This window comes from Arthrobacter sp. Rue61a (assembly GCF_000294695.2).
Lineage (GTDB): Bacteria > Actinomycetota > Actinomycetes > Actinomycetales > Micrococcaceae > Arthrobacter > Arthrobacter aurescens_A.
Genome location: NC_018531.1, coordinates 3,201,982 through 3,216,888 on the forward strand (window position 1 = coordinate 3,201,982; position 14,907 = coordinate 3,216,888).

At 63.6% G+C, this 14,907-nt stretch carries 14 protein-coding genes and 1 pseudogene; 5 read left to right on the top strand and 10 right to left on the bottom strand.

From position 1 onward, the window contains the following. The first annotated feature begins 47 nt into the window (after nucleotides 1–47). From ARUE_RS14490 to ARUE_RS14505, 4 genes are all read left to right on the top strand, one after another. Complete coding sequence (locus ARUE_RS14490) at nucleotides 48–758, top strand: 3'-5' exonuclease (protein WP_014922274.1); 711 nt, start codon at nucleotides 48–50, stop codon at nucleotides 756–758. A 323-nt stretch (nucleotides 759–1,081) separates the two neighbouring features. Beyond that, entirely contained in the window at nucleotides 1,082–2,032 is a 951-nt protein-coding gene (locus ARUE_RS14495) for an ABC transporter substrate-binding protein (protein WP_043470461.1), read from the top strand. A 12-nt stretch (nucleotides 2,033–2,044) separates the two neighbouring features. Next, nucleotides 2,045–2,809, top strand: a complete 765-nt coding sequence (locus tag ARUE_RS14500) for an amino acid ABC transporter permease (RefSeq protein ID WP_011775398.1) — start codon at nucleotides 2,045–2,047, stop codon at nucleotides 2,807–2,809. Further along, on the top strand, nucleotides 2,806–3,543 hold the full coding sequence (locus ARUE_RS14505) for an amino acid ABC transporter ATP-binding protein (RefSeq protein ID WP_011775399.1): 738 nt from the start codon (nucleotides 2,806–2,808) through the stop codon (nucleotides 3,541–3,543). The genes ARUE_RS14500 and ARUE_RS14505 overlap by 4 nt, the downstream gene beginning before the upstream one ends. Nucleotides 3,544–3,625: 82 nt before the next feature. Here ARUE_RS14505 and ARUE_RS14510 read toward each other — a convergent pair. Beyond that, nucleotides 3,626–4,615, bottom strand: a pseudogene (locus ARUE_RS14510) (glycoside hydrolase family 3 N-terminal domain-containing protein); the annotation flags it as partial. A gap of 49 nt (nucleotides 4,616–4,664) precedes the next feature. Between ARUE_RS14510 and ARUE_RS25095 the strand changes: the two are divergent. Beyond that, nucleotides 4,665–4,967: a hypothetical protein gene (locus ARUE_RS25095; RefSeq protein WP_051024988.1), complete on the top strand. Its 303-nt coding sequence runs from the start codon at nucleotides 4,665–4,667 to the stop codon at nucleotides 4,965–4,967. A 56-nt stretch (nucleotides 4,968–5,023) separates the two neighbouring features. Here ARUE_RS25095 and hemL read toward each other — a convergent pair whose 3' ends face one another. The 9 genes from hemL to hemE all read right to left on the bottom strand — a co-directional run bounded on the left by hemL (nucleotide 5,024) and on the right by hemE (nucleotide 14,890). Continuing rightward, nucleotides 5,024–6,343, bottom strand: a complete 1,320-nt coding sequence (gene hemL, locus ARUE_RS14515; RefSeq protein WP_011775401.1) for a glutamate-1-semialdehyde 2,1-aminomutase — start codon at nucleotides 6,341–6,343, stop codon at nucleotides 5,024–5,026. Between the two features lie 43 nt (nucleotides 6,344–6,386). Next, nucleotides 6,387–7,466 carry an LLM class flavin-dependent oxidoreductase gene (locus tag ARUE_RS14520; RefSeq protein ID WP_014922277.1) on the bottom strand — a complete coding sequence of 360 codons (1,080 nt, stop codon included), beginning with the start codon at nucleotides 7,464–7,466 and terminating at the stop codon, nucleotides 6,387–6,389. Next, complete coding sequence (gene hemB, locus ARUE_RS14525) at nucleotides 7,466–8,446, bottom strand: porphobilinogen synthase (RefSeq protein WP_043470464.1); 981 nt, start codon at nucleotides 8,444–8,446, stop codon at nucleotides 7,466–7,468. Before hemB ends, ARUE_RS14520 begins: the two co-directional genes overlap by 1 nt. Beyond that, entirely contained in the window at nucleotides 8,443–9,321 is an 879-nt protein-coding gene (locus ARUE_RS14530; protein ID WP_043470467.1) for a uroporphyrinogen-III synthase, read from the bottom strand. The genes hemB and ARUE_RS14530 overlap by 4 nt, the downstream gene beginning before the upstream one ends. After that, a complete protein-coding gene (hemC, locus tag ARUE_RS14535) occupies nucleotides 9,308–10,306 on the bottom strand; it encodes a hydroxymethylbilane synthase (protein ID WP_011775404.1) in 999 nt (332 codons plus the stop codon). Before hemC ends, ARUE_RS14530 begins: the two co-directional genes overlap by 14 nt. After that, entirely contained in the window at nucleotides 10,303–11,526 is a 1,224-nt protein-coding gene (locus ARUE_RS14540) for a ferrochelatase (RefSeq protein WP_014922280.1), read from the bottom strand. The genes hemC and ARUE_RS14540 overlap by 4 nt, the downstream gene beginning before the upstream one ends. After that, nucleotides 11,523–12,224: a hydrogen peroxide-dependent heme synthase gene (gene hemQ, locus ARUE_RS14545; RefSeq protein ID WP_011775406.1), complete on the bottom strand. Its 702-nt coding sequence runs from the start codon at nucleotides 12,222–12,224 to the stop codon at nucleotides 11,523–11,525. Before hemQ ends, ARUE_RS14540 begins: the two co-directional genes overlap by 4 nt. 72 nt (nucleotides 12,225–12,296) lie before the next feature. Further along, nucleotides 12,297–13,769: a protoporphyrinogen oxidase gene (hemG, locus tag ARUE_RS14550; RefSeq protein ID WP_051024990.1), complete on the bottom strand. Its 1,473-nt coding sequence runs from the start codon at nucleotides 13,767–13,769 to the stop codon at nucleotides 12,297–12,299. A gap of 5 nt (nucleotides 13,770–13,774) precedes the next feature. Then, on the bottom strand, nucleotides 13,775–14,890 hold the full coding sequence (hemE, locus tag ARUE_RS14555; RefSeq protein WP_011775408.1) for a uroporphyrinogen decarboxylase: 1,116 nt from the start codon (nucleotides 14,888–14,890) through the stop codon (nucleotides 13,775–13,777). Nucleotides 14,891–14,907: the final 17 nt, after the last annotated feature.

Below are 14,907 nucleotides of genomic sequence, written 5' to 3' on the forward strand. Positions count from 1 at the left end.
GAGTGTCGTGCCCAAAGAGTGTCGGACCCAGCCGGTAGCTTGAAGACATGAGTTCCTGGAATACCCTCTCCCGTGCCGCATTCGACCTCGAGACCACCGGAAAGAACTCGCGGTCAGCGCGGATCGTCACCGCTTCCATCACAGTTGTGGATGCTCACGGGGAGCTCATCGCAGAGCACGAGTGGTTGGCAGATCCCGGTGTGGAGATTCCGCTCGAAGCCAGCGAGGTGCACGGCGTAACCACAGAGAAGGCCCGCGCCGAAGGCCGCCCGGCAGCAGAGGTCACACGCGAAGTCGCCGGGGTACTCCAAGGACTGTTCGACGACGGCACTCCCGTCATTGCTTTCAACGCCAGTTACGATTTCACCGTGTTGGCGGCGGAGTCTGCCCGCTACGGCGTTCCCCAACTGAGCCGCTTCCCCGTGCTGGATCCGTATGTCATGAACAAGCAAGTGGACCGGTACCGCAAGGGGAAGCGCACCCTCACCGCTTTGTGCGAGGAATACGGCGTGGACCTGACAAACGCACATACCTCCGCGGCGGATGCGCTCGCTACGCTCCGCGTTCTGGATGCCATGGCCGGCAAGTTCCCCAAGTTGCAGATGCCTGCGTCCACGCTGCATCAGCTGCAAGTAGACTGGGCGGCGTCCCAGGCTGCTGATTTCCAGCAGTACTTGCGTCGGAGCAAGCCCACCGCCGTCATCGAGGGTGAGTGGCCGGTTCTGCCGCCTGAGGATGCCAGCCGGGGCGGCTTCTAGAACAGGAAGCACGCCAAGCGTTACTTTTTGCGACGCAAGTCACAACGAATTCGGGAACCCAAAATGTGGGACTGGCCGCGCGGAGATTCCACGCGAAGCTTCTCTGCCGGAATAGTCCGGAGTCCAGCCGGCGTTTGGCGGGAACTTTGTTCGGTTAATTTGAGTGCTGGCAGTCACTTCTTCGATTCACAGCGCGCTACTGGGCTGGTGACATAATTAAGTTTGGCGGGTTGAAGTCTGCTAGGGCAGCCAACCATTGTTCTGCTGCCGCATTCCCCGCCCACCGCGAAACGTCTCCGTTACCCGATGAAAGTGATTTCTTCATGAAATTCAAAGCCCCTAAGTGGCTGTCTGTTGCCCCCGTGGCCGCAGCCCTGGTGATTTCCCTGGCAGCATGCGGCGGAGGAACCTCCGAGCCCAGCGGCTCGCCCACCGACGCCCTCGCCGGCAGCGACCAGAAGTCGCTGGACACGTTTACCACCGCTGACGTTACGGCGCTGGATCAGATCGACAAGTCCAAGCTGGGCCTCATCACCGACGGCACCCTGCGCGTGGGCACCCTTTCCGATGCCCCGCCGAACATTTTCATTGATCCGTCCGGTAACTTCACCGGTTACGACAACGAACTCCTGCGTGCCATTGGTGACAAGCTGGGCCTCAAGGTCGAGTTCGCGTCCACCGACTTCTCGGCGCTTCTGTCCCAGGTGGGCAACAAGCAGTTCGACGTCGGATCCTCCTCGATCTCCACCACGGACGCCCGTCGCAAGACAGTCGGCTTCACGAATGGCTACGACTTTGGCTACATGGCGGTCGTGACCAAGAGCGACTCCAAGGTCACCGGCTTCGCCGACGTCAAGGAAGGCCTCCGCATCGGCGTCGTCCAGGGCACCGTCCAGGATGACTACATGACCAACACCCTGAAGATCGAGCCTGTCCGTTTCCCTGACTACAACACTGTCTACGGCAACGTCAAGAACGGCCAGATCGACGCTTGGGTTGCACCTTCGCAGCAGGCTGAAGGCCAGGTCAAGGAAGGCGACAACACCAAGATCGCCGAGAAGGTTGTCAACACCCAGAACTTCACCGCATACGCCGTGAACAAGGACAACCAGCCGCTGATCGACGCCCTGAACTCCGGTTTGGATGCAGTCATCGCTGACGGCACCTGGGCCAAGCTCACGGCCGAATGGTACAAGGACCGTCCGACTGCCGCCGAGCAGACCCCCCAGGGCTGGAAGCCGGGCAGCAAGGCCGTCCAGCTCCCCGCCAAGTAACCAAGGCGTTCCATGGATATCCTCAATCAACTAGCCGAGACCTTCTTTGACTGGGAGGCAATGGGCGAAGTCATCCCCAAGATGTTCGCCGTCGGCCTGCCCAACACCATCGTCCTGGCCGTCGTCTCGGGCATCATCGGGACCGCGCTCGGGATGCTGCTCGCCCTGATGGGGATTTCCCGGAACGCAGCAGCACGGTGGGTAGCCCGCATTTACACGGACATCCTCCGCGGGCTTCCCCCGGTGCTGACCATCCTGGTGATCGGATTCGGTTTCGGTCCTATCATTCGCGAGCTTACGGGTTCCACCAGCCCTTACCCCATGGCCATCGCGGCTCTGTCCTTGATGTCCGGCGCATACATCGGCGAGATCTTCCGTTCCGGTATCCAGAGCGTGGATAAGGGCCAACTGGAAGCAACCCGCGCCTTGGGGTTCAGCTACGGCTCGTCCATGCGTCTGGTGGTGGTGCCCCAAGGCATCCGCCGCGTGCTTCCGGCTTTGGTCAACCAGTTCATCGCGTTGATCAAAGAATCGTCGCTGGTGTTCATGCTTGGCTTGCTGGCAACCGAGCGTGAAATCTTCCAGATCGGCAAGGACGCCGCTGCCAACAGCGGCAACCTGTCGCCGTACGTCGCCGCGGCCATCTTCTATCTGGCGCTGACCATCCCGCTCACGCACTTTGTGAACTGGATTGATGCACGCATGCGTGCCGGCCGCCCGGAGAAGAAGGAACCGGACGAGGCAGCAGCCGTCGTTGGAAAAGGAGCCCAAGCATGAGTGAATTCGCATCAGGCACATTGACGGCGAAGAACATCCACTTATCGTTCGGCAGCAATCACGTCTTGCGGGGCATCGACCTGCACGTCGAGAAGGGCACCACGGCATCCGTGATCGGCCCGTCCGGCTCGGGCAAGTCAACGCTGCTCCGCGTGATGAACCGACTCATCGAACCCGACCAGGGCGACATCCTGCTGGATGGAAGATCGGTGCTGAAGGACAACCCGGACGAACTGCGTCGCCGCATCGGCATGGTCTTCCAGCAGTTCAACTTGTTCCCGCACAAAACGGTGGCCGAGAACATCTCGCTGGCATTGCGCAAAATCCGCGGCATGTCCAAGGAGCAGGCGCGCGATGAGGCCCTGGCCCAGCTGGACCTGGTGGGTTTGAAGCACAAGGCGGACTCGCGTCCAGCCAACCTCTCAGGCGGACAGCAGCAGCGTGTGGCAATTGCCCGCGCGCTTGCCATGAAGCCCGAGGTGATGTTCTTTGACGAAGCTACCTCCGCGCTGGACCCGGAACTCGTCAAGGGCGTGCTTGCCCTCATGACGGACTTGGCCCAAGGAGGCATGACCATGGTGGTGGTAACCCACGAAATGGGATTCTCCCGGAATGTCTCGGACATCGTGACCTTCATGGACGCCGGCGTTGTGGTTGAATCCGGTCCTCCGGAGCAGCTGTTCACCGATCCCCGGACGGAACGCCTTCAAGGTTTCCTTTCGGACGTCCTCTAAGCAGGACAAAGCACAGGTTACAAAGAACCCCGCCTTCCAAACGAAGGCGGGGTTCTTTGCTGTGCTCACTGCCTTGGAGCCGTTAGTGAGCGGCTTTGACCCGCAGCACTGTCAACGCTGCAGCATCCACCTTGGCCCGGAAAGCAGGATCTGACGTAGCCTTCTGCGCCACCGCCCGGTGCATGGCCGGAATGCTCGTGGGATCGGCGCACACCAGCATGGTTCCGCCTGCACCGAAGAAGTTCAGGGCGCGCTCGGCATCGGACCATGCTTCCAGCTGCGCGGCACTGCAGAGATCGTCTGAAAGAACGATCCCCGTGAAGCCGGCGTCAGCACGGAGCATGGTTTCCATCACGGTGGGCGAGAACGGTGCGATGTTGGCGGCGTCAATCTTATCGTAGTAAGCATTGGACACCATGACCCATTGGGTGCCTGATTTGATGGCCGCGTGGAACGGCTCCAGCGCAGGATCGTTCCGGGTGGTGGCCGTGTCACGGACATCGCTGCTGACATCGGTGTTGGGAACCACCCGGCCAAGGCCCGGGAAGTGTTTGACCACGGGAGCGACGCCCGCGTCCTTCATGCCATCGGCAAAGGCGTTGCCCAGGAGCGAGACGCTGGCAGGGTCATAGCCGTACTCCCGCTGAAAATGGCCGATGGGGGCATTTGACGGGGAAAACTCCGGGCTGGTCACTGTATCAAGGACCGGCGCGAGGTTCACATTGACGCCTACGCTACGAAGTTCCTTCCCCCACGTTGCAGCATCCGTGCGGAGCTTGGCCGCCCCGGAGGACGCCTGGAGCACTGCGGTCGGAATAGTGGAGAACCCGGGACCGGACAGAACCTGCACGTATCCTCCTTCTTGGTCCGTCGCCACAAATAGGGGTACCCCACCTGTTGTGGCAGCCGAGACCGTACCGGTCAACGACGACACGACAGCTGTAGTCGGGGCAGTTCCAGCCTTGCTGCGTCCGCTGAGGTAAACGTTGCCGGCGTGATACTTCGTCAGTGCTTCCATGGTGCCCGGTTCCGCGCCGCTGGCCTTGGCCGCCACCATAAACAGTTGTCCTACCCGCTGCTCAAGGCTGAGCGCTGCGAGTTGCTGCTCCGCAGGTGACGGTGTGCTCGGCGCCGGGGCCGGTGCGGCGGAAGGAGGCGGGGAAGGAACGGCAGACGGCGTGGTTGTCGCCGGCGGGGATGTAGGTGCCGGCGTGGCTGTCGGCGAAGAAGGAGATACAGAAGGCGTCCCCTCCGCCGAGGCCTGGCCGGAGTTGGATGGGCCACTGGAACATCCCGAGGCCGTCACCAGAAGTACTCCGGCGGTGGCAATGCTGACACTCAAAGAAGCAATGGACGGGAACTTGCGCATGGTAAACCGTGAATTCGTTGGGGGTGGGGTTTCCACCTACGAGCCTACCCCGTGACAAGCAACGATGCCCCGGACAACTGCTTCAAGCAGGCGCCGGGGCATCACCAAAAACTAGGCCGATGCGCCCGCTGCGGCCTTCGCTGCTGCAGGGAGGGCATCGACGATCCTGTTCATCGCTGCGTCGTCATGGGCAGCGGAAAGGAACCAGGCTTCGAAGACCGATGGCGGAAGGTAGACGCCGGAGTCCAGCATGGAGTGGAAGAACGGGGCGTATCGGAAGCTTTCCTGCCGCTGCGCGTCGTCGTAGTTGTGCACGCCGTGGGCAGAGGTACCAAACGCGACGGAGAACAGGTTGCCTGCCCGCTGGATGGAGTGGTCCACACCCGCGGCATCAAGGGCAGAGGAGAGCGCGGCGGAGAGTTCCAGGGATCGGGCATCAACGTAGGCGTAGACCTCAGGAGTTGCGTTCGTCAGCGTTGCGACACCCGCTGCCATGGCCACGGGGTTTCCGGACAGCGTCCCGGCCTGGTAAACCGGGCCGACGGGAGCAAGGTAGTCCATGACGTCGGCACGGCCGCCGAGTGCCGCCGTCGGCATTCCGCCGCCGATGACCTTGCCGAACGTGAGCAGGTCCGGAGCCCAGCCTTCCTGGCGGCCGGTCAGTCCCCAGTAGCCGGCGTAGCCGGTGCGGAAGCCGGTGAGGACTTCGTCGAGGATGAGGAGCGCACCGTGTTCCTTGGTGATGCGGGACAGCCCCGCGTTGAAGCCCTCACCCGGGGTAACGACGCCCATGTTGGCCGGAGCTGCTTCGGTGATAACGGCAGCAATGTTCTTGCCGTGCGCAGCGAATGCAGCCTCGACGGCAGCGAGATCGTTATAGGGCAGGACCAGTGTCTCAGCGGCAGTGGCCTCGGTGACGCCGGCAGAGCCGGGCAGTGCCAACGTGGCGACGCCGGATCCTGCGGCTGCCAGCAATCCGTCAAGGTGCCCGTGGTAGCAGCCGGCGAACTTGATGATCAGGTTGCGGCCGGTGAAACCACGGGCCAGGCGGACGGCAGTCATGGTGGCTTCGGTTCCCGTGGACACCATCCGCAAGCGTTCGACGGCGGACACCCGGTCCTTGACGATCGCAGCCAGGTTGGCTTCATCCGGGGTGGAAGCTCCGAAGGACAAGCCACGGTCCACAGCTGCGTGAACGGCGTCGAGCACGGCGGGGTGGGCGTGGCCCAACAGCGCCGGCCCCCAGGAGCAGACGAGGTCTACGTATTCCTTACCGTCGGCGTCCGTCAGGTAGGCACCCTTGGCGGACACCATGAACTTCGGAGTACCGCCCACTGACCCGAAGGCCCGAACCGGCGAGTTGACGCCGCCGGGCATCAGGGACCGGGCGCGGTCGAACAGCTGGTCGGACACAGGGGTGTTTGACGTCATGGTTCCTATTCTTTCAGTGATTTAAGCTTGGCCGGGCGCAGTCTTATGAGGCGTCGGCCAGCAGCTCAGCAACCCGGGGGGCCACCTCGCTGCCGTAGAGCTCGATGCAGCGCATCATGGATTGATGCGGCAATGTTCCATTGCTGTATTTGAGGTCGAAGCGGTCCACACCAAGGTTCCGCTTGAGCAAGGCGATTTTCCGGGCAACGGTCTCCGGGGAGCCAACGTAGAGCGCACCTTCAGGGCCGCACATGGCATCAAACTCTCCGCGATTCCCTGGACCCCAGCCGCGCTCAGAACCTATCCGGTTGCGCTGCTCCAGCCAATGCGGGAAGAGTTCCTCGCGGGCGGCCTCGTCCGTGTCAGCAATGAACCCCGGTGAGTGCGTTGCGATCTGCCGCATCGGATGGCCGTACTTGGCCATCGCATCACGGTACAGCTTGACCAGCGGCGCGAAGCGGCGGGGTTCTCCCCCAATAATGGCGAAGATGATGGGGTAGCCATATTCGGCACAGCGCAGCACGGACTCGGGTGTACCGCCTACACCGATCCAAGCCGGCAGCAAGTGGTGCTGCAGTTTGGGGTATACCTGCAGCCCGTTGACGTTGGGACGCGTGCGGCCTTCCCAATGAATCGGTTTCTGCGAGCGAACTTTATCGAACAGTTCCAGTTTTTCCTCGAACAGGACTTCGTAGTCCGCCAGGTCCAAACCAAACAGAGGAAACGACTCCACGAACGAACCCCTGCCGAGCATTACCTCCGCCCTGCCGTTGGACAACGCATCCACGGTGGCGAAGCGCTGGAAAACCCGGATGGGGTCATCGGAGCTGAGCACGGTAACGGCCGAGCCAAGGCGAATCCGTGAGGTAACCGCGGCCGCCGCTGCAAGGAAGACTTCAGGTGCGGACACCGCGAAATCGCGCCGGTGATGCTCCCCCACCCCAAAGGCATGAAGTCCGACGGCGTCAGCCAGCTTCGCTTCCTGGAGCAGCTCGCGCAGCACGCGCGCATGTTCCTTCGGGTTTCCATCGGCGTCCACCCCGGCGTCGCCGAAAGTGTTCAGGCCGAGCAGGATCTCATGGGCCGCCACCGGCGCTGTGGGATCGGCAGGAACAGCGGTCATTAGGACTCCTTCAGCCAGCCTGCGAGTTTGGAGGCCCAGTAGGTCAGGACGGTGTCCGCTCCGGCACGCTTGATGCCGAGGACGGATTCGGTGATGGCACCCCGCCTGTCGATCCAGCCATTGGCGGCGGCCGCTTCGATCATGGCGTACTCGCCCGAGATTTGGTAGGCCGACACCGGCACCGGGCTCATGGCTGCGACGTCGGCCAGGATGTCCAAGTAGCTCATGGCAGGCTTGACCATGACCATGTCAGCGCCTTCTTCGAGGTCCAGTTCAACTTCCAGGATGGCTTCCCGACGGTTTGCCGCGTCCATCTGGTAAGTCCGGCGATCACCCTTGAGCTGGGAATCCACGGCCTCACGGAACGGGCCATAGAATGCTGACGCGTACTTGGCTGCATAGGCAAGAACTGCTGTGTTCTTGTGCCCGGACTCCTCCAGCGCTTGACGGATGACTGCGATCTGTCCGTCCATCATTCCCGAGGGCCCCAGCACGTGAGCTCCGGCGTCCGCTTGGGCAACAGCCATCCGGCCGTAGATCTCCAGCGTGGCGTCGTTGTCTACGTAGCCTTCGGAATCGAGGACGCCGCAATGGCCGTGGTCCGTGAACTCATCGAGGCAAACGTCGCCCATAATCACCAGGTCATCGCCGACCTCGGCTTTGACGTCGCGGATGGCCTTGTTCAGGACGCCATCCGGGTCCAATGAAGCGGTGCCTTGCGCGTCGCGCACGGCGGGCACACCGAACAGCATGATGCCGCCCACGCCCAACTCCACGGCTTCTGCGGCCGCCCGTTTCAGGGACTCGGTGGTGTGCTGGACCACTCCCGGCATGGAGCTGATGGGGCTGGGCTCTGTGAGGCCCTCCCTTATGAACGCCGGGAGGATCAGGTCCGCGGGCGCCAGGCGGTTTTCGGCGGTGAGCCTGCGCATTGCGGGAGTGGTGCGCAAGCGGCGGGGACGATGGTTCGGAAAGCTCATTGCGGGTTCCCTTCGTTGGCGAAAACAGATTCCAAGGCGGCCACGATGCCGTCCGGGGTTGGTTCTTTGGCGGTGGCTGCCACGGTGAGGCCGATCCGGGAGGCCTCTGCCGCCGTCGGACGCCCGATGGCGATGAAGCGGCAGGTGCCCAAAGCAGGAAATATGTGGGCGATGCGACGCGCAGCGCTGGGTGAAGCAGCCACCACGGCGTCCAGGCTCCCGACGTCCATTGCGGTCCGTGCCTCGTCCGGGCTGAGAGTCGGCGGCATGTCGCCCCGGGAAACTACGACGCCGGACGGAAGCTCCGCTGTTAGGCGGAGTTCCGGACGGGCTGGGTAATCGACTGTGTTGTAGGCGACAACGGAGGTCACGTCCGCGCCTCTGGCGGTCAAGCCTTCCCGCAGGCCGGGCGACGCGATATCTGCTTGTGGCAGGAAAACCCGTCCACCGGATGACTCCCACACAGCAAGCAGACCTTCGGCCGATTGGACATCGGTAGGCGACAAAGCAACGGTGAGACCAACGGATTCAAGGACCTGCCGGGACGAGGGTCCAATGGTGGCCACCTTTGTTCCCGATGGCACGAGGTCCGCAAGGTCGACGCCGCGCTGCGCAGCTTTGTCCAGGAGAACCCGGACAGTGGTGATGCTGCTGATCACCAGCCAATCGAAATTGCCAGCCACCAAACGGTCCAAGGCTGAATCAAGGGGAGCCTGGTCTCCGGCCCTCTCGAAATCAATGAGCGGCAACACCAGTGGCTCGGCCCCAAAGCTACTGAGGAGCGATGCCAAGGGGCGCGCGCGGTCGGCGCTCCTGGTGATCAGGACGCGCCGACCGGTCAGCCCGTTCGATTCATGCGGCTCAGGACGCGGCAAGGTCCGCGATCTCCGCGGCGCCGGCGGCGAGCAACAGCTCAGCCACTTCGATGCCGAGCAACGTGGCGCCAACCTCCGTGAGGCCGTCGGTGGCCTTCTTCTCGCGGACAGTCTTGGTGCCATCCACTGCGCAGACCACTGCCTCAAGGTGCAGCATGCTGCCCTTACGGAAGGCGTAGGCACCAACGGGGGCCGCGCAACCGGCTTCGAGCCTGGCCAGAACAGCGCGCTCGGCCGTTACGGCGAGGCGGGTGTCGTGGTCGTTCAGTGCAGCAAGGGCCTGTGCCAGCACCCCGTCGGCCCCTTCGGCGGAACCGGCCACGCTGGGGGCGTCTTCAGTGCGGCACTCGATGGCCAATGCTCCCTGCCCGGGGGCGGGAAGCATGACGTCGGATTCGAAGAACTCGCTGACGGTGTCCAACCGGTCCATTCGTTCCAAGCCCGCCGCGGCCAGCACCACGGCGTCAAGGTCGCAGGACTTGCCTTGAACAACCTCATCGGTGGTGTTACCCGGGAGGCCGGGGACGCGTCCAAGGCGTGTGTCCACGTTTCCGCGGATATCGAGTACTTCGATGTCCGGACGTGCAGCCCGAAGCTGCGCGGCACGCCGAGGCGAGCCTGTGCCTACTTTGGCGCCGCCCGGCAGCTGGGCGAGTGTCATACCGTCACGGGCACAGAGCACGTCACGGACATCCACCCGCTTGGGGGTTGCCGCGATGCTCAGGCCAAGTGCGGCACCCGTGGGCAGGTCCTTCAGCGAGTGAACGGCGACATCGCAGGCGTCAGCCAGCAGGGCATCCCGCAGTGCAGCGACGAACACTCCGGTGCCACCCATCTGGGACAGGGATCCGGTTTTCACATCGCCCTCGGTCTTGATGTGCACCAGCTCCACCGGGAAGCCGCCCACGGCAGCCAACTGGTCCGCAGTCTGTTGCGTTTGCGTCAGGGCAAGCTTGCTAGCCCTGGTTCCGATGCGGACTGTCACTTGGCAGCCTCCGAAGCGGGGTAGGCGTCATGGCCGGTCCCGATGCTGGTGCCAACTTCGGCGATGACGGGCTTTGCTCCGCGGAAGTTCTCGCAGCAGTTGGGACGGCAGACGTCGTACCACGGGCCAAGGTCCGTGACGTGGGGACGCTCGGCAATGTTGTTCTCCACCGTGCGTTCGCAGATCAGGTCCACCAGGCCGGACACGAAAGCCGCATGCGTGCCCGGCGTGGGAACGCGGGTGGCCTCGATGCTCAGGTTCTTGCACGTTTCCAAGGCCTCGGTGTCGAGGTCCCAGGCAACTTCCATGTGGTCGCTGACAAAGCCGAGGGGAACGATGACCACGCCGCGCACGCCTTCGGGGGCGATTTCCTCGAGGTGGTCGTTGATGTCAGGTTCAAGCCAAGGGATGTGCGGGGCACCGGAGCGTGACTGGTACACGAGGTCCCAGGCAACGTTCGGTGCCACAGCGTCCATGATGGCCTGGGCGTTGGCAAGGTGCTGGGCTGCGTAGGCGGACCCTTCAGCAAATTCGCGAGGCTCGTCCTGGGACCTGCCTGCGGCTTCAGCATCCCGGGTGGGGATGGAGTGGGTGGCGAACAGAACCCGAATCTTCGAATCCGGGTCAGCTTCGCCGGCAGCGGCCAGCTTGCCGCGAATCTCTTCCAATCCGGCGGCGGTTCCTTCCAGGAAGGGCTGGACTACGCCGGGGTGGTCGAAGTACTGGCGGATCTTGTCCACCTCAAGCTTGCCGTCCAAACCGGTTTCGGTCAGCGCAATGCCGATGTCTTCGCGGTATTGGCGGCAGCTGGAGTAACAGGAGTAGATGCTGGTGGTGAGCATCAGGATCCGGCGGTGTCCGGCGTCGTATGCGTCCTGCAGGACCGGCGCGATGTAGGGATCCCAGTTCCGGTTTCCCCAGAGGACCGGCAGTTCGATGCCACGCCGCGCCAGTTCAGCCTCGATCGCTGCCTTCAGCTCGCGGTTCTGCTGATTGATGGGGCTGATACCGCCGAAAGCGCGATAGTGGTGCGAGACCTCTTCGAGCCGCTCGTCCGGGATGCCGCGGCCACGGGTGACGTTGCGCAGGAAGGGAATGACGTCGTCCTGGCCTTCAGGACCGCCGAAGGATGCGAGCAGTACGGCGTCGTACTGTTTGGCTTCCTGGCGTCCACGCTCAGTGATGGCGTTCGCTTCAGTGGTGATAACAAGCTCGGTCATGCCAGGACCTCGGCAATCTCGGCAGCCGTGACGCGGCGGCCGGTGTAGAAGGGAATCTCTTCGCGGACGTGGTGGCGCGCTTCGGTGGACCGCAGGTGGCGCATCAGGTCCACGAGGTCCACCAGTTCAGGTGCTTCGAGGCCGAGGATCCATTCCCAGTCGCCCAGGGCAAACGAGGACACGGTGTTGGAGATGACCTGCGGGAATTCGCGTCCAAGCAGGCCGTGGTCGCGGAGCATCTTGCCGCGCTCATCCGTGGGAAGCAGATACCACTCGTAGGAGCGCACAAACGGATAGACGCAGAGCCAAGTGCTGGGCTCTACGCCCCGCGCGTAGGCGGGCACGTGGCTCTTGGAGAACTCGGCTTCACGGTGCACGCCCATGGCGGACCAAACGATTTCGGTTCCCGCAAAGAGCTTGCTGCGGCGGATGGAGCGGACAGCGGACTGCAGGTCCTCCGGCTTGGGCCCGTGGAGCCACACCATGATGTCTGCGTCCGAGCGCATGGCCGAGACGTCATAGCTGCCCCGAAGGATCACGCCGCCTTCCGCGAGCTTCTCGGCAAGGGCTTCGAATTCCTGTGCAGCATCGCCGCTGCGCAGGACGTCGGCCGAGCGCTTGAAGACCGTCCACAGTGTGTAGAACTGTTCTTCGGTTTCAGCAGTTTTAGTGACAGATTCGGCAGAAGTGTGGCTCATGGTTCAAGTTTGCCCCGTGTCAGCCGCTAAGTCGAAACGGATCAGTTCTACAAGACGTAGAAGTGATGCAAATCACTCAATGGATGGTCCGTTGGCGCTTACCGCGGCAAGTTGCGCCCGCGTATCAGCCACTACTGCGGCAAGGCCGTTTCCGGCCAACCAGCCGCCCACCATGGTCAGACCGTCCGCAGCGGCGCACACCTTGCGCACTTGCGCCACACGCTGTTTATGACCGACGGCGGCGAACGGCAATGCGCCCGCCCACCGCACCACATCCCAGTCCACGATGTCCGACCGGGATACCCGAACGGTCAACAGCGCGGAAGCGTCTTCCAGGGCGGCGGCCAGGAGAGACCCATCATCCAGTACGAGGTCCGCTCCACCACCCCCCTCTTCGCGCCGACCATAGGAAAGGCGCAGGACATGCGTTCCGGGACCAGCCTCGTCAGCCAACCAATCCCACTTTGCCGTTGCATGCGTCAAGGCTTTGGCCTTGATCCCAGGGGTCTCAGGAGCCACCAGGATCCCTGTCCCCCGCGGCCTGCCATCAAGCTGCGGCAAATCCACAACCATCGTCACCAGGCTCACCAGCGGTCCGGGGGCGGGACGCAGGCTGGACAACTCAGGTAACGACTTCTCCAGCAGCCCAACGGCGGCTGGGCCGTCAAGCGCAACCACCAGCCGGTCGGCGTCGTACGTGTCGTTTCCGGCGGTGACCCGCCAACCGTCTTCCGTCTTGACGACGTCCTCGGCACGCTTGCCGGTCAGCAATGACACCCCGCGCTCCCGCAAGTCCGATACCAGCGCGACCACCAGGGTATTCATCCCACCCTTCAAGCCCGCGACGGCGGAACCCGCCTTCGCCGGGCCGGACGCCGTAGATGCGGTAGCCGTTCTGCGTTGAGCCGCAACAGCGGCAGCGAGGGATCCATGGGCGCGGAGCCCCGCGCGCAGCCCCGGGGCGACCATGTCCACATCCAAGAGGGCAGGGTCGGCAGAGTGAACGCCACCCACCACCGGAGAAACAAGCCGTTCAAGAACCCTTTTGCCCATCCGGGTTCGGACCAAAGAGGAAACGCTGGTGACGTCCGAGGACGTTCCCACAGAGGCCGGGAGCCAACGGTCCAAGGATGCCCTCATTGCTCCCGCGAGCCCCAAGGATCGCCGAACTTCAGGGTCCCAGGGGTTCGCAGGAATCCCGAGCACCCCCGTTTTGGGGAGCTCCTGCGGGCCGTTGGGAAGCTGCACCCAGGCGCCACCCGGATGCGGGGCGACGATGCGGTCCGCCAGTCCAAGCTCACGCGCGAGGTCGGCTACAGCTGTGGACCGGGTGGCGAACGACTCCGCCCCGCTGTCCAGCTGCAGCCCGGCAACAACATGGCTTCCCACGCAGCCGCCCCAAGCGTTGCTTGCTTCGAGGACAGTGACCGCCCAACCGTCCGCTGCCAGTTCACGTGAGGCGATCAGGCCCGAGATGCCTCCGCCAACCACCACGGCTGTTGGCCGTGAATCATGTGCCTCGGGCTTTGTGTGCCCCCTGCGCATGAGTCCTACTCCGCGGGGATGGAGTGAATGAGCTCCACGACGCGGGTCAGGACTGTGGGGTCTGTTTCGGGGGGAACCCCGTGGCCGAGGTTCAGTACGTGGCCCGGGGCGTGGGAACCAGCGGCGATGACTTCGCGGACGTGGGCTTCAAGGACTTCCCACGGGGCAGACAGAAGAGCGGGGTCGATGTTGCCCTGGAGCGGAACAGTGCCACCGAGCCGACGGTTGGCCTCGTCCAAGGGCAGCCGGTAGTCCACGCCCACGACGTCCACTCCGACGTCGCGCATGGCAACCAGCAGTTCGGAGGTGCCGGTGCCGAAGTGGATCAACGGCGCCCCGAGTCCACGTACGTGGTCAAGCGCGCGGGTAGATGCCGGCGCCACGTATTTGGTGTAGTCAGCCAAGCCCAGCGATCCTGCCCACGAGTCAAAGAGCTGCGCGGCCGACGCGCCTGCCTCAAGCTGGGCCTGGAGGAACATTCCGGAGGTATCGGCAGCCCAGTTGGCCAGCGCGGCCCAGGTCTCGGGATCCGCGTGCATCATGGTCCGCGGGCCAAGGTGGTCACGCGAAGGCTTCCCTTCCACCATGTAAGCCGCAAGGGTGAACGGCGCGCCGGCAAAGCCGATCAGCGGCGTCTTACCCAGTTCGGCCACCGTCAGGCGGACAGCTTCCCGGATGGGCTCCAGGGCTTCCCACGTCAGCGTGGGAAGGGCGGCAACATCAGCTGCTGTCCGGACCGGCTTGTCCAAAACGGGTCCCACGCCGGGGACGATGTCCACGCCGACACCCGCGAGCTTCAAAGGAATGACGATGTCGGAGAAGAAGATGGCGGCGTCAACATCGTGGCGTCGAACGGGTTGAAGGGTAATCTCGGCAGCGAGCTCCGGGCGAAGGCAGGAGTCCAACATGGCAACGCCCTCGCGCACCTTCAGGTATTCAGGCAGGGAACGGCCGGCCTGGCGCATGAACCAGACGGGCCTGCGGGACGGCGTGCCACCGCGGTAGGCCGTGATCAGCGGCGAGTCCGAGGTGCGACCGTCCTTCAGCGGGTGGTTGTCGCCGAGGGTTCCCGCCGGGGCGTTGGAGGCCGTACTGTTGGATGCTGCCGCGCTAGAAGTCATGCCTTCGATTGTGCCGA